Genomic DNA, 17223 nt, shown 5'->3' on the forward strand with positions numbered 1-17223 from the left:
ACTGTCTGTCTTTGATTGTTTAGGAGGGAAGAAAAATGGCGGAAAGACCACTCGATGTCATCCACAAGTCACTTGAGAAGGACGTGCTCGTTGTCCTCAAGAGGGGACTCGAAGTGAGGGGCACGCTCAAGGGTTATGACATTCACCTTAACCTCGTGCTGGCGAACGCCCAGGTACTCGACAACGGCGAGGTCGTCAAGAGCTACGGGCGTGTCGTTATAAGGGGAGACAACGTCCTCGCGATATCCCCCGTCGAATACGACCTCGAGTGAGGTGAAGGCTCATGGGAAGCGGAACGGCACCGATGGGACAGAGAAACAAGAAGGAGACTCACATAAGGTGCAGGCGCTGCGGTAGGAAAGCTTTCAACAGGAGAAAGGGCTACTGTGCTGCCTGCGGCTTCGGAAGGAGCAGCAGGATGAGGAAGTACAGCTGGTCGAGAAAGCACCGCAAGTGATTCCTTTTTGTTTCTCCTTTTCTAAACTCCCTTTAGGACATTCTTATCGGCCCACCGTAAACTTTGCTAACCACTAAAACTTAACGGTAGGTCACTTATCGTTAACTTCACGGACTTTACGGTACTTAACGGTAGATGGCAACGTATCTCCTCTGGGCTCCCCTCCCGATTGGACGTACAAGCCCCATTGCTTCGAGCTTTTCGAGCCGTTTTAAGACCGCGGGTTTTGAAAGCTTCACGTAGCTTGAGATTTCACTGCTCCTCCTGGGATTGATCAGATACTCGAGAATCTTTCTGTCCGTATCATCGAGGAGCTCCTCCACCTTCCTTTTGAATATGACCTCGAACCTGTTGGCCGAGCTCTTAAACTCCACATCCACAAGCCCGTGTTTCCGGCATTCTTCCCGTATCATCCTAAGACCGTAGCCGTATTTCTCGATATATCCTGAATCGTAGAGGAGAGAGCACAGGGCAGGGTTTCTCGGTACGTGCTCCGGATCCTCCAGATCAACACCTGGCATTAGTCCTCCTGGATTTCTTATCACGAGCATGTGGGGATGGATGAACACCCTGACGTCCGATGGGATGGTGTAGTTGCGGTGCGCGAATGCATTTATGAGGGCTTCACGAACCGCTCGCGGTGGATACTCCATTATCTCTACCCGTTTCGTCCCCACAATCACCTCAAATGCACGGAATTCCCGTACAAGTTCGCCGAACATGTCATCTATAACCTTCCAGACGGGCCCATAAAACTCCCGGCTCTTAACCGGCTCGCCATCACGTATCCATATAATCCTCCCGCCGGAGTGGGGAATAATGGCTTGGGCATCCGAAAAAAACAGCACCCCTGCGTTTGTAAGCCTGCCCTCTTTTACAGCTTTTCTGCTCCTAAGATAACGCATCCACTCGTCTTTGGGGATATTCCTGCCTCTGGAGGTTTTTATTGCAGAAAAAAACCATTCCACATACTCGTTTTTTAAAGCATCCATTCCCGCCACAGGGAACTCATCCCATGTAACGGTCCCAAGTTCCGAGGACAGCATGAGTATCTCCTGGATTGAGAGGGGCCTGATGCCGAGCCTATGCGAATATAAGCGACTCCCCCTATGGAGCATAACGTCCTGGATTTGGGAACCTTGATTACTAGAATCTCCTTTTCTCCCAACTCAACCACGTGCATTGAAACCGCTATGGGGGGTGTTATGCCCTGGAGGCTGGAAGTCACAACTTCCTTTGAGCGCTTAACATCACATCCTACAATCTCGCCACTATCCGCAACCCCCACGAGGATGTAGCCGCCCTCTGCGTTTGCTAAGCCGCATATCTCCCTTGCGATATCCCGATTGACGCTCTTCTTGAATTCTATCCTCTCGTTTTCCCCAGCTTTTATGAGGGCTACAACTTCACTCGCGTCCATGTTTATCGTTAAGTACTGTTAACCCTAAAAACTTAACGGTGAGTCACATACCGTTAACTTCACGGACTTTACGGTACTTAACGGTAAATAGAGAAGAGGCATTAGAGTTCGTTTCTGAACTTCCCGAGTTCCTTCTCCATCCTGTTTCTGGCGTACTCTTCCATGAGGGGTTTTACGAGCTCCACAACGCGCTCCTTCAGCTTATCGAGGCCATCGCCGTTGAGTGCGGAAATCCTGATGGGTTCGAGGCCCTTCTCCCTCACGAACGCCTCCACCTTCTTCATTTTCTCCTCTTCTGCTATGTCCGCCTTGTTGAGCACCACTATGAAGGGAAACTCGCCGAACTCGCGGTGAATCTCCTCAAAGAGGTGGGTCTGCTCCTCTATGGGGTAGCCGCAGTACTCGCTCGGGTCGAAGATGTATATGATGAGCCTCCCGAGGTGCTTTAAAGCGAGAATCGCCTGCCTTTCTATCTCGTTGCGTTCGCTCAGGGGCCTGTCGAGGAGGCCGGGCGTGTCTATCACCTGGTACTTAAGCCAGTGTTCCTCGAACTGGCCGACGTTTATACCCCTCGTCGTGAAGGGATAGCTCGCGACCTCGGGCTTGGCGTTCGTGAGGGCCTTGAGGAGGGTGGATTTGCCAACGTTCGGGTGCCCCGCTATGACCACCGTGGGCAGCTCAAGGTCTATAACGGGTATCTCCTTGAGCACGTCCCTCGCGCGGTTGAGGTACTCAAGCCTGTCCCCGATGTCCTTGACGACGCTCGAGGCTCTCCCGTAGAACTCGCGTCTCAGGCGGGCTATCTCATCCGGATCGCGGGAGTAGCGTAGCCTTTCAACGTAGCGCTCTTCAAGTCGCCTTATCGTCCTTATGGCCCAGTCAAGGCCGGCGAGGGCCTTGTGGAACTGATCCCTGTCCACGAGCGTATCGAGGAGCTCCCTGTAGAATGGGGGAAGCGTTGAAACACCGGGGGTCCTGTCGAGGACCTTCCGGAGGTTGTCCCGCACAACGTTGGAGAAAGTTCTTATCCTCACTTCCTCACGCTCTCTCGCCTTGTGAACGGGCTTTCCCCTGGGTGTGATTGACGATGCCGCCCTCTCGGCCCTCCTGAAGGCCTTGTCAAGTATCTCATCGGGTAAGAGTATAGTGGGCATTTTTTCAAATGGATTCTTCATCTCACTCACCTCGCGATTTCTCTCGCCGGTGTGAGTTCCCCAGAGGGTTTTTAAAGGTGTTGGGCCTAGACATTGGGGGACAACCGTATCCACGAACCGCGAGATTAGTTAGTACTTCTCAATCGTCATTGGGAGGCTGAAGGAGTCCTCCCCCAAGGAAACCCTGAGCTACGCCATATTCAACGAGGAAGAGGATGTTGAATATTACACTAAGCTCGCCGGACTCGCCAGGAAGACGAGCATAAAGGTTCTCTTCATCCAGATGGCGGAGGAAAGTGAAGACCATAAACGGGGTCTTCCAGAAGCTCTACCCGGAAGAGGAGCCTGTTAATGTTGAGACTCCCCGTAGTCTCGAAGAGGAATGGGAATACTGAGTTCGGAATTTAAGCCCCTCGATTAGTGCCTCCTCTTCCACACAACCCTTCCATCTTTTCTCACAACCCTGAGAATCCGGTGGTAGGGTATCTGGGCATCCTCAACGAAGAAGTAGCCGTGGCCGAGCTCTATGTACTTGACCGGAATTTTCTTCACGTTCCCGTAGGCACCCCTGTGCTCGATGACGATGTAGTAATCCTCCTCGCTCTCCCTGGGGTCGTACTTTATCTTTGATAGAACCTCCTTGACGAAGCCCTTCCTCAAAGGAGACCCTCCGTCAGCTTTAGAACCTTCCTCAGGTTCTCGTCCCAGTTCAGGATAACCTTCCCGTGGCCGGGCAGTCCCAGGTCAACGTCGAGATCAAGGAGCCTGTTTAGCGTGCCGAGCATCTCTCCAAGGCTCCCCGTTGGGAAATCAACGCGCCCTATGGTGCCCTCAAATATGGTATCCCCTGTGAAGAGGAGCTTTTCCTCCCGGTCATAGAGCATTATGCTCCCCCTCGTGTGGCCCGGGGTGTGGAGCACCTCGAAGGAGAGCGAACCTACCCTGAGTCCCTCACCCCCTGTGAACTTCACCTCAACGGCGTGGGGCTCAAAGGAGCGGCCGTAGTGAAAGGCGAGGATGATCCTATCGTTGGCCTTCTCTATCGCTTCCGCCGTGAGCTCGTGGGCCGCGAATCTAACGGTGATCCCCCTCTTCTCGAGGGCGGCCTTCATCCGGAGGTTTCCGCCGGTGTGGTCGTAGTGCTCGTGGGTGTTGAGGATTGTGAGCCGCTCCACCCCACTCAGGCGCTCCATTAGAAAGGGGAGGTACTGCCCAATGAACATGCCCGTTCCAGTGTCTATCAAAAGGGCCTCATCCTCGCTCCTGACGAGGTAAATGTTTGAGTCCTGCCATATTCCGGGGAGAAGGAGAACGTAGGGGGGAATCTCAACGGGTACCATTTTCACCACCGGGCTCCAGGGAGGACCGCGTCATCACGACTCAGGAGGGATGAACCTCTTCATCGCCCCACGCTCCAAAACACGGCGGAAATCGCCCTATTTGCCAAACAAAGCCACTAGAGGGGAGACGGATTCATCGCCCATACACCCTAGTTCATCGCCTCAAATTTCAACAACTTCTTTGAACCACTGCTTAAAAGGATTTGCCCGGCAAATTTGAAGTATCCACAACTATTCATCGCCCAGCATAATACGCCCCAATCTTTTTCTCCCCAAATAAAGTCTCGAGTTCTCATTGATATCAATTCGAACCTTCTTTTCACAAAGCTACAATATTTTGACCCATCAAATACCGATACCTTTTTAAATTAGTAACCTCAAGAACTATTACTCGTTAATTCACTTCATAATGGTGGGGTTACTATGCACGTGACAGTTCGAGTTGCGTGGCATGATAACAAATGGAATGGAAAAATATGTAAAAAACCTAAAGAAAACATCTATTGTATTGATAACTACTCTCTTCTGGCTTCTAGAATCCAAAGACGTAGGAAGGTGGACATAGAGCAAGAAACTGCAGGAAAGGATATCTGTGAAGTTTGGAAAAATATTAGTTATGCACCTCCATGTTACTGGTGCATAAACTTAAATGGGGACGCTAATTGTACTGTTAAGGACTCACACCCATTTTCCGACAGAAACCCTAAATTCAGAGAAAAAGTTCCGCCGATAGATGCAGTATTACACCCCAATTCTGTTTACACTTGGAATTTTAAACTGTCATTCGACGAAAAAAAGGACAAATACAGATACCCTCCAGATCTAGAAGAAAGAGTAAGAGAATACATAAATAAAACCAAACCTGGAAGTTCTATCGTATTTTTCTATGCTAACCATGGGAACCCCGTTAATGGTGACGAAAGAAAGTACTTACTAGTAGGAGCAGCACTAGTAAAGAACATTGAGTATCCCTCGGAATACGAAATGCCACCTGAGCTCATTGAAGAGAAAAACAAAAAGTGGCAGACTAGATACTTCCCAAAAATTGCCTGGCAGTTCAGGATTGATATTGACCCAGAAACAATAGTCTTATTGCCATACCATGAATACTTGGATCTCGGAATCCCGGAAGAAGAAAAAGAAAATCTCCTAAAAGAGATCACTGTAAGTATTAAAGATCCCACATTAATTCCCCATTTTAAATATGTATCGATGCACATCCCTTCTGATAAGACTATTTATCTACTTTACGAGATTAAGCGTAAACTTGATATTGTGGAGCAACATGGCATCATTGATTTCGAGGAAGTACAAGTATTAAAGAAACGAATAATTCGTCTTCTTAAAATAGCTTGGGACTCTCGCGGGAAGTATCCAGGTTTCCGGAATCTTATGGAAGTGCTCATCAGTGATGAATTAAAGAATGCCTCTGAAACAGTCGACGAGTTCTATTCTTTAATACTTCAGAAATTTGGTAGTGTTGAAGAGTTCCTGGCGAACCCTGATAACATAAAGGTGTTGGAGTCAGAAAATCTGAGCCCGGGCCTTAAGAGAATAATCCCATATTTACGAGATGAATATTCGACTATCGAGTTTCTATCCAGATTTGACTTATCAAAACCCCAATTTCAGAAGATTCTAGGAAGAGTAAATCGGTATCGCGAGAATCCTTACACGATTCTTGAGGAGTATCTGTACGAACTTCAGGACAACAACTGGCGCATTGAAGATAATGATTACGGAATTTCCCTTTACCAGATAGACATACCCATGTTCCCAGACCCGGAATTTGTCAGCTGGGAACCGCCTATGATAATTCGTGCTACCTCGATAGAGCGTGTTTCGGCATTAATAACGACAATACTAAAGGAAAGCGCTACGATCGAGGGCAATTCAGCTCTCCCAAGAGAGACGGTCATGGAAAGGATCAAGAGTTATCCCCTTTACTACATAGACAAGGAGTTGAACATAAATGAGAATCTACTTGATGAGTATGAGAACAGACCTGAATTTAGAAGCAGATTCATATTCTACACAATAAACGGCAGAAAGCTGTATCAACTAATGGACTTAAGAAAAATTGAGGAGCATATTGAGAAATTCGTTAACACATTGATCTCAAAGACGTATTCAGTTCCCGATGCTATCGTAGAAGAGTTAGTCGAACGGGATATTCAAAAGTTTGACGATCGGCTAAATTATTATTCTCAAATTACATTCTCTAAGGAGAGACAGAAACTCTACAACTCAGTGCTTAAAAATGGATTTTCAGTAATTCTCGGTAGTGCTGGAAGTGGGAAAACTGCTGCTGTTGTTAACTTGGTAAAGTATTTCACTGACAAGCGAAAACCGATACTGATAGTAACTCCTACCGGAAAAGCTAGCCTAGTAATCAGAGACCGGCTTAAAAAAGAGGGGATAAACCCTGAAAGTTCTCGCATTTTGGTTTCAACAATACACAGGTACCTCTATCAGTTCCCACGTGATCTTTCGAGCTACATACCCAAGATTCTCGACGGAAATTACAATCTTTTCCACGTGTTTATTAGCGGTGTTCAAAGTACACGCTCCAAGCCAATAACTCCAAAAATCATAATAATCGATGAGGCCTCAATGGTCGATGAAGTACTTCTTGCGTTATTGTTTGCAACCATAAACCCGCAGGTAGTGGAACGTGTTATTCTTGTTGGAGATGATAAGCAATTGCCCCCAATTGGAGTTGGTAGACCCCTAGTGGATATCGTGAACTACTTAAAGGCAAAAAATTTGGAGGAAAATTATGTTGAACTTCAGACTAACTTGAGATTCTCAACTGCAAATCAAGGTTCCTCCAGGATTGAAAAGTTAGCTGCATTGTTCAGAGAAGACAAAATGATATCCTTTGAGGATTTAGATGATGTCTTCCAGACCGGGGATGAAACATTAGAAATCGTCTACTTCGACTCCTATGAGGACTTAATAAGAAAGCTAAAAGAAATATTGACCAAGCTCACATCTGTTGATGTTACAGAAGAAACAAGTGTTAGTGAATTGTTTGTTGAGCTATTTGAACCGGGGGGAACTTTTGACTACTCTTACTTAGACCGACTTCAGATATTGGCTCCTCGTAGGGTAGGTAGATTTGGAACATTGGGCATCAACTACCAGATTGCCGGAGATGTTCTAAGTACCGGGGCATTTAAACCTGGAACAAAAATAATCTGTGAGGAAAACCAATATTGGAACATTGGTGATCTGAGGGTTCTAGCATTAGCTAATGGGTCAATAGGGTACATTCCAAAAAAAGACCACAGGCAAATGAAAAATGGCCAGCCAAATCCAAAGTTTTATGACATTGACGAGCTCTACAAACTTGTCACAATCATTACAAACAAAACACAATCTCCCAAAAAGAGAAAATGGTACGGGGACAGTTACTGGCGGGGTGTGAGGTCTCTTAAGAGAAGGTTGGTGATCCCAGGGTTTAGGGATAGCATAGAGGGATTCTCGCCCGCATATGCCATTACAGTCCACAAAGCCCAGGGAAGCGATTTTGATAATGTAATCTTGGTACTCTCAGAACGTTCCAATTACATTACAAAGGAGCTTATCTACACTGGACTCACTAGAGCAAAGAAAAAGCTCTATCTATTTATCCACGAGAGCCTCAAGGATAATTTTTATGAGTTCTTAATCTCGGCTCACAAGAACTCCGCGATAGATAACATAACAACCCTCCTATTTGAGTACAGGCCCTCAGCTTCAAAGCCCTACAAGGTGACACGTAAAGATGGCAAAACTTTGTATGTCAGGTCAAAAATTGAAATGATAATAGCAAAAACGTTGGACAATCTTGGCGTAGAATTTGAATATGAACCTAAAGATTTTAGCAGACAGTATTTGCTGCCCGACTTTAAGATAATCTACAATGAACAGGAATATTACTGGGAGCACCTAGGAATGATAGATAACATGGAATATCGGAGTAGATGGTTTAGAAAATTCAAGAAATACAAGGAGATGGGAGTAGCAGATCACTTAATAACGACAGAGGAGTCTGAGCATGATATTGAAAACAACGTGAGAAAGATTATTGAGGACATAAAAGGAGGTAGACTCAAAGGGCGTCAAAGTTACTCATACCATCATTACTTCCTCTGAAAAGCTTAAAATTTCAAAATTATTTTGATATCCAACATTCATTAAGAAATTTAGTTTATTTAGGAGAGAATTGCAAACACAACTAGAGCCACTCTTGAATCAACTACTGCACGAGTTATCAATTAACATTAACCCAACTGCATATTCACTCTAATATACTGACAATAACTTTTCTATCTAACGTGACAGGCAACTAAACTGGGTTTAGCTGATTATTAACTAGCTTTATTCGCCTCCAAAAGCCAAAAGCGGTATTCTACACGAAGTTTGAGTGTCCACCTTTGTTCACTTCTAAGCTTAGTGTTACTTCTCAATGACGTCATGCCCCCAGTGGGACACTTTCTGGAGTTGTAGAAGGGATTAGTAAATTAAGACATTTTAGCCTCACCACATGTGATCCCACTAAACTTAACCCTGTTCGAGTTATCATCCATGTTAACCCAAAATAAATAGCAAGACAATGTCTATTAGGCAGATTCATAGCTGTCCTTTAGAGCTATGTTTATTTAATTTGCCCAACAATGAGGGGGTTTCCCATTGAACCGATCAACAATCAAGACCAACAGGCGAGTCCCGGCAGACCCCCAACAAGAGACACAAAAAACATCACTCTGAACCTCGATAGGACAGCATTCAAGTACCTGGTGCAGCTTTCAGCCGAATACGGCCTCTCCAGGAACCAAGTCCTCGAGCAATTGATATTCACTGCAATATCACTGCAATAAAGGATGATTAGCCCCTTCAGGTATCTAAGAGGAATTATGAGCTGGAACAGAGGATAAGCTTGATAAAAGTGGGTAAAAAATTGTCAATAATGAACCTCTTCATCGCCACGGTCAGAAGCTCTCGAAGTTTTAATCCTTTAATCATTAAGCTTATATGCGAATCCTATAAAAAGCTTTTTCTTTTGAGGCGAAAGATTTATAAAGGTTAATCGAAAAGCTTAAAAAGGTATTCGGGGTGGGGCCATGAAGCGTTTGGGTAAAGTTTCTCACTATGCTAAGCAGGGCCTTCTGATAGTCCGCTCGAAGTGGGCGCCTGCTCTAAACGATGTCATCGTTGACAAGGATTTAAAGGTAGTGGGTATTGTGAAGGATGTCTTCGGTCCCGTGGGGATGCCCTACGTGGCTGTTAAGCCAAAGGTCAAGGCGCCCGAAGGCTACATCGGTCAGGTTCTCTACGTTGATGAGCGCAAGAAGCCCAAGAAGAAGGGCCGCAGGGGCGAGAAGGGCAAGGCAAAAGGTGCGAGAAAGAAGCGCCCCAACCCCAAAAAGAGGGGGTGATATTTGTTGACTTCCGCCGAAGATTTTAAGAAGTGCCCTATTTGCGGGAGTGATAAGCTTATTTACGACCCCGAGAGGGGTGAGATAGTCTGCGCCAAGTGCGGCTACGTTGTGGCCCAGAACATAGTGGACAGCGGCCCTGAGTGGAGGGCGTTTGATGCGGACCAGAGGGCGAGGAGAGGTAGGGTGGGTGCGCCCGTTACGTACACCATCCACGATAAAGGTCTCTCCACCATGATAGACTGGAGGAACAAGGACATCCACGGTCACGACATCTCCTCCACGACGAGAGCCCAGATGTACCGTTTGAGAAAGTGGCAGCGCCGCATAAGGGTCTCGGACGCTGCCGAGCGTAACCTCGCCTTCGCGTTGAGCGAGCTCGACAGGATGGCCTCCCAGCTCCAGCTCCCGAGGAACATAAAGGAGATGGCGGCCGTTCTCTACCGTAAGGCCGTTATGGAGCACCTCATAAGGGGACGCTCCATCGAGGGGGTAACCGCAGCCTGCCTCTACGCGGCCTGCAGAATGGCCAAGATCCCGAGGACGCTGGACGAGATTGAGGAGGTCGCTCGCGTTGACAAGAAGGAGATTGGAAGGAGCTACCGCTTCATAGCGAGAGAGCTCAACCTCAAGCTTCCGCCTACAAATCCAATAGACTACGTGAGCCGCTTTGCCGACCAGCTCGGCCTCAGCGAGAAAACCAAGAGAAGGGCCATAGAGCTCCTCAAGGAGGCCATAAAGAAGGGTCTCACGAGCGGAAGGGGGCCCATGGGAGTTGCAGCGGCGGCACTCTACATAGCCAGCGTCCTTGAGGGCGAAAAGAGGACGCAGAGGGAAGTGGCTGAAGTGGCCCACGTCACGGAGGTCACTGTCAGAAACCGCTACAAGGAGCTCGTGGACAGGCTCGGCATAAAGCTAAACATTTAACGCCTATCTTCTCTTTTCACCTGTATTTCAGAAAAGCCACGTAGTAGAAGAAGCCTCCCACCATAACCGCGCCCAGGGCGAAGAGATAAAGCGCTGTTTCCGGCTTTCTCGTTACCTGTAACGTATAGCAGCCGTCGGAGTGGTTGTAATCCAGCGGGACCTTTTCGAGAAGGACTTCGCTTTTTCTCGCCACGAAGAGTTCCTCGCCAGAGACGACGCGGAGGAAGCCGTTGCTAACGCTAACGGTGTAATCGCCGAGCCTCCCGCTTTCTCCCTCGCAGAACGTCCCCATCAGGTGCTGTGGGGGATACGCCAGGGCGGCCAGTATGAGAAGAAGCCCGAGGACGAAGGCGTATTCCTCACGTTCCATCGTACCACAAAAGGAAATTGGAAGGGAGGTTAAAAGGGTTACTTCAAAATCCCAAGGCTCCTGTTCGTCTTCCTTATGCTCTCCCACTTATCTGCCAGCTCGAACATGGCCCTTATGGCATCAACGTTCTCCGGAACGACGTCGCTCTCCTGGTGGACGGCCTGGATATAGAAGAGCCTCCCGTTCCTAACGCTTATGCTCTCCTTCCAGACGGCTATCTCGTAGAGGTTGTTCCACTCGCGGTGGAGGTCCCTTGCGAACTCTATGAGCTGGGCCGTGCTCTCATAGCCCTTCTCCTTCTCGAAGAGGAGAACCCTCGTCGTGTTCTCGAAGACGTCCACGACGTCCTTCGCTTCGAGCGGCTTCTTGAGCTCGATCATAATCGAGTGAACGTGCATGAGCGTCGTCGGCACTACGAAGGCGCTCGTCTCGATGTTTATCGGGATCACCGTCTGCACATCCGGCCCGTGGTGGGAGGGAACCGTCACGCTCGGGATTATCGCGTTGACGGGGCCTCTCTTCGAGTCGTTCGGGTCGGCCGCCCTTCTTATCATAACGGCGTAGACGTAGTCGATGTACTCCTGAAGGGCCGAGAGCGTTCTGGTCAATCCAGTCGTGTTGCAGGAGACCACCCTCACGTAGTCCTTTCCGAGGGCCTTCTCGTAGTTGGCCTGGGCCACGAAGGAGACTTCCGCCGTTGAAGCCTTCTCACCGCCCTGGAAGATCGCCTTGACGCCGGCCTTCTCGTAGAGCGCTTTATTTTTCGCCCCCATTCCTCCCGGTGTGGCGTCAACGATCACGTCGACCTTCTGGAGGAGGTCGTTGAGCGTTCCGGCCACTTCAAAGCCGGCCTTCTCAAACCTGGGGAGGAACTCCTCGCTCGCGGCATAAACCGGAATCCCGAGCTCCTTGGCGCGGTAGGCCTCGAAGTCCGGCTTCGTCTTTGTAACACCCAGGAGCTCCATGTCGTCCTGTCTCGTAACGGCGTAAGCAACGCGCTTTCCGATGGTTCCGTAACCGTTAACACCCACCTTTACCTTCATGACACCACCAGCAGGTTTTACAAGCATAAAATACTTAAGCGTTGCTTTCACCGGGAGTGATAGCACCGTGAGAGTGAAAAAAGCTTCAGAAAACGTCGTTTTTTAACATAAAAATGTAGGGAAGGGCATCACATGCCCATGTCCATTCCGCCCATACCGCCCATTCCACCGGGCATTCCGCCCTGACCGCCCTCGGGCTTGCTGACCTTCGCGGCTATGACGTCGTCAATGCGGAGTATCATCATGGCTGCTTCGCTGGCGCTCTTGATGGCCTGCTTCTTAACGCGGAGCGGCTCGATTATGCCCCTCTCGAGCATGTCGACGGGCTCGCCATCGAAGACGTCAATACCGATGGCCCTGCCCTTGGTCTTGTGCTCGCTGACGACCTTGACGAGGACGTCAATGGTGTCGAGACCGGCGTTTTCAGCGAGAGTCTTCGGGATTATCTTGAGGGCATCCGCAAAGGCCTCGATGGCGAGGGCCTCCTTACCGCCAACCTCCTTGGCGTACTCGTCGAGCTTGATGGTGAGCTCTATCTCCGAGGCACCGCCGGCCGGGAGAACCGCGCCGTCTTCCATGACGTCCTTGACGACCTTGATAGCATCTTCGAGGGCCCTCTCAACCTCGTCAATGACGTGCTCGGTTCCACCGCGGATGAGGATGGTCACTGCCTTCGGGTTCTTGCAGCCCTCGACGAATATCATGCTCTCGCCGGCTATCTTGCGCTCCTCAACAACCTCCGCAAATCCGAGGTCCTCGCTCGTGAGGTCCTTGACGTTGGTGACTATCTTAGCGCCGGTGGCTTTCGCGAGCTTCTCCATGTCGCTCTTCTTGACTCTCCTGACGGCGAGAATTCCCGCCTTGGCGAGGTAGTGCTGCGCTAAATCATCAATGCCCTTCTGCACGAAGAGAACGTTCGCACCGGTTGCCGCGATCTGGTCAACCATCTCTTTCAGCATGCGCTCCTCCTGCTCGAGGAAGCTCATGAGCTGGTCGGGGGCGGTTATGTTGATCTTGGCGTCGGTCTCGGTCTTCTTGACCTCGAGGGCCTCGTTGATGAGGGCGATCTTGGCGCCTTCAATGCGCTTCGGCATCCTCGGGTGGACGCGCTCCTTGTCGATGACAACGCCCTTGACGAGCTCGCTGTCCTCAACGCTCTCGCCTATCTTCTTCTCTATCTTGATGTTGTCAATGTCAACCTCAAAGGTGCCGTTCTTCTTCTCAGCCACCTGGGTGACCGCGCCGACAGCAAGCTCGGCCATCTTCTCCTTGTGGGCCTCGGCGCTCTTGCCGGTGATCGAGGTCATGGCTATCTTCATGAGGGTCTCCCTGTCGGCTGGGTCAACCCTTATGGCTATGCTCTCGAGTATCTCCTGGGCCTTCTCGGCCGCCATAGTGTAACCCTTAACTATGATACTCGGGTGAATGTTCTGATCAAGAAGCTCCTCAGCCTTCCTGAGAAGCTCACCGGCGATGACAACGGCCGTGGTGGTTCCGTCTCCAGCTTCCTTATCCTGCGTCTTCGCAACCTCAACCATCATCTTGGCGGCCGGGTGCTGGAGGTCGATCTTGTCAAGGATGGTCGCACCATCGTTGGTTATGACAATGTCACCGAGGCTGTCAACGAGCATCTTGTCCATACCCCTCGGACCGAGGGTGGTCCTGACGGTCTCGGCTATAATTCTTGCGGCCAGGATGTTGAGCCTCTGGGCGTCCCTTCCAATGTACCTCTGGGTCCCCTCCGGGAGTATGACGACGGGCTGTCCACCCTGTCCAACTAACTGTGCCATTTCACATTCCTCCTTAAATTTTGTGTCGTTTCCCCTTCGTTAGTCTTCCATAAAAGCTTTTCGTCCAATATGACAATTTATAGTGGATTTTTAGACAATTCAAGAAAACTAACCCAATTAAATTGACGTTACATCCACACCGCCAGAGGGAGCGAAGGGAGAGTTTTTAAATGATCCCCCCTACTATCCGGTGGTGGGAGAATGGAGCTGATAAAGCAGGGCGCGGAGGCAAAGATTTACCTTGGGGACTTTGAAGAGTACTTCGAGGCGAACCTCCTCCCGGGCGAGAGGGTCGTGGTGAAACACCGCATTCCAAAGCGCTACCGCATAGGGGAGATAGATTTGAAGCTCAGAAAGGAGAGGACTGTGAGGGAGGCGAGGGTTCTCCACAGGGCGAAGGCCTTTGGGGTCAACTGCCCCCACGTCTACGAGGTCAATGTTAAGGATATGATAATAGTGATGGAGTTCATCGAGGGGAACCGCCTCAAGGAGCACCTCGAGAGCGTCCCAATGGGGGAGCGTGTGGAACTCTGCAGGGAGATAGGTAGACAGGTTGCCAAACTCCATAACGCGGGCATAGTCCACGGCGATTTGACGACCTCCAACATGATTCTGAGAGAGGGGAAGGTTTACCTCATAGACTTTGGTTTGGCGGACTTCGACCCGACGCTGGAAGCGAGGGGCGTTGACCTGCACCTCCTCCGGAGGGCCATGGAGAGCACCCACTACAGGTGGTTCGAGAAGGGCTTTGAGGCGGTTCTGGAGGGCTACGCCGAAGTTCTGGGTGAAGATGCTAGAAGGGAAATTGAGGAAAAGCTCGAGGAGATAGAGAGCCGCGGAAGGTACAGGGAGAGGAGCTGGGTCGGCTGAGGATAGGTTTTTAAAATTTTCACGTCCCTTTAGAACCATGAAGGAAGACTACTTCACCGGGGAATTCATCGCCGAGATGAGGGAGCGCTACTTCAGGGAGAGGAAGTGGGAGAGGGTCAAGCCCTTCCGGAAGGCTGCCGTTCTGGCCATAGACCTCCAAAAGTACTTCCTAAGCCCCGAGAGCAGGGCCTTCTTGCCCTCGGCGGGGAGGTTCGTTCCGAGGTTGAGGGAGTTCTATTCCAGCGTTCTGGAGCTCCAGGTTCCGATAATCTTCACCAGGCACTACCACGGGTCCGACCACATGGCCCGATGGTGGGGCGGTGACATGCCGAGGGACGACCCTCTCAACGAGCTCCTCGACGATTTCAGGCCCTTCGCCAATGTGGTTGTGGAGAAAAACACCTACGACGCCTTCTATGACACGGAGCTTGAGGGGCTCCTCCAGAAACTGGGCGTCGAGACCGTAATCGTTACCGGCGTCATGACACACCTCTGCTGTGAGACCACCGCCCGGGGGGCCTTTGTGAGGGGCTTCAACGTGGTCTTCCCGGTGGACGGGACGCTGACCCAGAACAGATTCTTCCATGAGGGCACCCTCAGGAACCTCTCGCACGGCTTCGCCGTGACCCCCTTTCTCCAGGAGGTGCTTGAATGGCTCTCGTCGGAATAATCGGGGCGGGGATAGGCGGAATAGCGACTGCCGTCCAGCTCGCCCGCTATGGGATAGAGAGCGTGGTGTTCGAGAAAGAGCGCATCGGCGGCCTGATAAGGAACGCCTACTCCGTCGAGAACACGATGTTCTTCCCCGACGGGATAAAGGGCAAGGAGGTCGTTGAGATACTGGAGGAGTACGTGAGGAAGTACGGCCTGAGGATCATTTACGAGGAGGTCAAGGGGGTCAGGAAGAGGGATGAGCTTTTCGAGGTCGAGACACCCAGGGGGACGTACCGCTTCAAGTACCTTGTCATAGCCACAGGAACCAGGCCGAAAAAGCTTCCCTTTGAAGGAGTGGTTTATCACGTGGCCGAGGTTCCAAGGCGGCACTACGGGAGGGTTCTGATAATAGGCGGCGGCGACGTGGCCTTCGACTACGCCCTGACAATGAGCGAGATGGCCGATGAGGTGATAGTCCTCATGAGGAGCGAGCCGAAGGCGCTCCCCTACCTTCAGGAATTCGTGAAGAGGCGTTCAAACATCAAAACCCTGATGGGACAGGTCTGGGAAATTCGGCCCAAAAACGGGGAGGAAAAGCTTTTAGCCGTGACCAGTGCCGGTAACTTTGAGGTCAACCTTGTGCTCGGGGCCATAGGAAGAACCCCGAACATCGAACTCGTAGAAGGACTGAAGGACGAGAACCTTTTCCTCGTGGGGGACGTTAAGAACGGAATCTACCGCCAGACGGCCCTCGCGATAGCCGATGGAATAAGAACCGCGATGACGATCTGGAGGAGGGAGAAGTATGGAGATACTGAGTGAGGTTGGAGACCCCAGAGTGGCGGTCGTTTACATCGGAAAGACCTCTAAGGGCAACATCGTGGAGTTCGTCGAATCAATCCCGACCTACGACCCGGCGGAGAAGTGGGTGCTCATAGTCTCATCCCTCAACGGCTGCCCCGTTGGGTGCAAGATGTGCGACGCTGGCTTCTTCTACAAGGGGAGGCTCGATCTGGACGAGCTGATGGAGCAGATAGAGTACCCGATAGCCAAGCGCTGGGGAGGGAAGCCGAAGACAAGGAAGTTCAAGGTGCAGTTCGCCAGGATGGGCGAGCCGAGCTTCAACATGGCCGTGTTAGAGGCTATGCGCCTCCTCGGCGAGCGCTACGAGAACTTCCACCCATCGCTCTCGACGATAGCCCCGATAGGGACGGAGGGGTTCTTTGAGAGACTCCTCGAGCTGAAGAAGGAGCTCTTTAGGAATAACTTCCAGCTCCAGTTCTCGATACACTCGACGAACCCGGAGCAGAGGGACGAGATAATCCCGGTCAGGAAGTGGGACTTCGAGAGGATAGCCGAGTACGGAATGGCCTTCTACGACGAGGGCGGCAAGAAGATAACCCTGAACTTCGCCCTCGCGAGGGAGAATGAGGCGGACGCTTCCGTGATAGCGGAGCACTTCCCGAGGGAGTACTTCCTCATCAAGATAACGCCGCTCAACCCGACGGTCAGCACCCTCAAAAACAGGCTCACGAACGACGTTGACCTCGAGACGGGGCTGCCGAGGAGACACAGAAGGTTCGTTGATGAGCTTAGGAGGCTCGGCTACGACGTCATAATCTCAGTCGGGGACACGAGGGAGAACCTCATCGGCTCGAACTGCGGCCAGTACATCCTGAGGTTTTTGAAGGAGAGGCCCGAGCTAAGAGAAGCTTACACGTTCGCGAGGGGCTTTGAGTTCAGGGTGAGCTGAGGGGGGTGCCCCCTTTCGATTT

General features: G+C 50.7%; 17 protein-coding genes and 1 pseudogene. 10 read left to right on the forward strand and 8 right to left on the reverse strand.

The genetic code is table 11. From position 1 onward, the window contains the following. Positions 1–35 precede the first annotated feature (35 nt). Both PFER_RS03640 and PFER_RS03645 read left to right on the forward strand, forming a co-directional pair. Entirely contained in the window at positions 36–272 is a 237-nt protein-coding gene (locus PFER_RS03640) for an LSM domain-containing protein (RefSeq protein WP_048148882.1), read from the forward strand. An 11-nt stretch (positions 273–283) separates the two neighbouring features. Continuing rightward, positions 284–457: a 50S ribosomal protein L37e gene (locus PFER_RS03645; RefSeq protein WP_048148884.1), complete on the forward strand. Its 174-nt coding sequence runs from the start codon at positions 284–286 to the stop codon at positions 455–457. A 125-nt stretch (positions 458–582) separates the two neighbouring features. Here PFER_RS03645 and PFER_RS03650 read toward each other — a convergent pair whose 3' ends face one another. The 3 genes from PFER_RS03650 to PFER_RS03655 all read right to left on the reverse strand — a co-directional run bounded on the left by PFER_RS03650 (position 583) and on the right by PFER_RS03655 (position 3052). Then, positions 583–1503, reverse strand: a complete 921-nt coding sequence (locus PFER_RS03650; protein ID WP_245612426.1) for an ATP-binding protein — start codon at positions 1501–1503, stop codon at positions 583–585. Further along, entirely contained in the window at positions 1437–1877 is a 441-nt protein-coding gene (locus PFER_RS12405; RefSeq protein WP_245612428.1) for an AlbA family DNA-binding domain-containing protein, read from the reverse strand. The genes PFER_RS03650 and PFER_RS12405 overlap by 67 nt, the downstream gene beginning before the upstream one ends. Before the next feature lie 101 nt (positions 1878–1978). After that, entirely contained in the window at positions 1979–3052 is a 1074-nt protein-coding gene (locus PFER_RS03655) for an NOG1 family protein (RefSeq protein ID WP_048148886.1), read from the reverse strand. A 175-nt stretch (positions 3053–3227) separates the two neighbouring features. On the opposite strand from PFER_RS03655, the pseudogene PFER_RS12635 reads away from it, so the two are divergent. Next, positions 3228–3299 (forward strand): annotated as a pseudogene (locus PFER_RS12635) (hypothetical protein); the annotation flags it as partial. Positions 3300–3448: 149 nt separating this feature from the next. Here the strand turns inward: PFER_RS12635 and PFER_RS03660 are convergent. Continuing rightward, a complete protein-coding gene (locus PFER_RS03660) occupies positions 3449–3691 on the reverse strand; it encodes a DUF504 domain-containing protein (RefSeq protein ID WP_048148887.1) in 243 nt (80 codons plus the stop codon). After that, complete coding sequence (locus PFER_RS03665) at positions 3688–4371, reverse strand: MBL fold metallo-hydrolase (RefSeq protein ID WP_048148889.1); 684 nt, start codon at positions 4369–4371, stop codon at positions 3688–3690. Before PFER_RS03665 ends, PFER_RS03660 begins: the two co-directional genes overlap by 4 nt. Before the next feature lie 423 nt (positions 4372–4794). Between PFER_RS03665 and PFER_RS03670 the strand changes: the two genes are divergently transcribed. From PFER_RS03670 to PFER_RS03680, 3 genes are all read left to right on the forward strand, one after another. Next, complete coding sequence (locus PFER_RS03670) at positions 4795–8511, forward strand: AAA family ATPase (RefSeq protein ID WP_048148891.1); 3717 nt, start codon at positions 4795–4797, stop codon at positions 8509–8511. A 968-nt stretch (positions 8512–9479) separates the two neighbouring features. Next, a complete protein-coding gene (locus PFER_RS03675) occupies positions 9480–9794 on the forward strand; it encodes a Gar1/Naf1 family protein (protein ID WP_048148893.1) in 315 nt (104 codons plus the stop codon). Positions 9795–9800: 6 nt separating this feature from the next. After that, the gene (locus PFER_RS03680) at positions 9801–10721 is read left to right on the forward strand and encodes a transcription initiation factor IIB (RefSeq protein ID WP_048148895.1); all 921 of its coding nucleotides are present in this window, start codon (positions 9801–9803) and stop codon (positions 10719–10721) included. Positions 10722–10737: 16 nt separating this feature from the next. Here the strand turns inward: PFER_RS03680 and PFER_RS03685 are convergent, their stop codons facing one another. The 3 genes from PFER_RS03685 to thsB all read right to left on the reverse strand — a co-directional run bounded on the left by PFER_RS03685 (position 10738) and on the right by thsB (position 13924). Continuing rightward, positions 10738–11091 carry a hypothetical protein gene (locus PFER_RS03685; protein WP_048148897.1) on the reverse strand — a complete coding sequence of 118 codons (354 nt, stop codon included), beginning with the start codon at positions 11089–11091 and terminating at the stop codon, positions 10738–10740. A gap of 38 nt (positions 11092–11129) precedes the next feature. Beyond that, positions 11130–12134 carry a phosphorylating glyceraldehyde-3-phosphate dehydrogenase gene (locus PFER_RS03690; RefSeq protein WP_048148899.1) on the reverse strand — a complete coding sequence of 335 codons (1005 nt, stop codon included), beginning with the start codon at positions 12132–12134 and terminating at the stop codon, positions 11130–11132. A gap of 128 nt (positions 12135–12262) precedes the next feature. Further along, entirely contained in the window at positions 12263–13924 is a 1662-nt protein-coding gene (thsB, locus tag PFER_RS03695; protein ID WP_048148901.1) for a thermosome subunit beta, read from the reverse strand. A gap of 201 nt (positions 13925–14125) precedes the next feature. Here thsB and PFER_RS03700 point away from each other — a divergent pair, with 201 nt between their 5' ends. Genes PFER_RS03700 through PFER_RS03715 form a run of 4 tightly spaced genes read left to right on the forward strand, consistent with a single transcriptional unit; the run spans position 14126 to position 17201 of the window. Then, a complete protein-coding gene (locus PFER_RS03700) occupies positions 14126–14794 on the forward strand; it encodes a Kae1-associated kinase Bud32 (RefSeq protein WP_048148903.1) in 669 nt (222 codons plus the stop codon). Between the two features lie 37 nt (positions 14795–14831). Further along, entirely contained in the window at positions 14832–15464 is a 633-nt protein-coding gene (locus PFER_RS03705) for an isochorismatase family protein (RefSeq protein WP_084593900.1), read from the forward strand. Further along, the gene (locus PFER_RS03710) at positions 15446–16270 is read left to right on the forward strand and encodes an NAD(P)/FAD-dependent oxidoreductase (protein WP_048148905.1); all 825 of its coding nucleotides are present in this window, start codon (positions 15446–15448) and stop codon (positions 16268–16270) included. The genes PFER_RS03705 and PFER_RS03710 overlap by 19 nt, the downstream gene beginning before the upstream one ends. Next, on the forward strand, positions 16254–17201 hold the full coding sequence (locus PFER_RS03715) for a radical SAM protein (RefSeq protein ID WP_048148907.1): 948 nt from the start codon (positions 16254–16256) through the stop codon (positions 17199–17201). The genes PFER_RS03710 and PFER_RS03715 overlap by 17 nt, the downstream gene beginning before the upstream one ends. Positions 17202–17223: the final 22 nt, after the last annotated feature.

The organism is Palaeococcus ferrophilus DSM 13482, from assembly GCF_000966265.1.
Lineage (GTDB): Archaea > Methanobacteriota_B > Thermococci > Thermococcales > Thermococcaceae > Palaeococcus > Palaeococcus ferrophilus.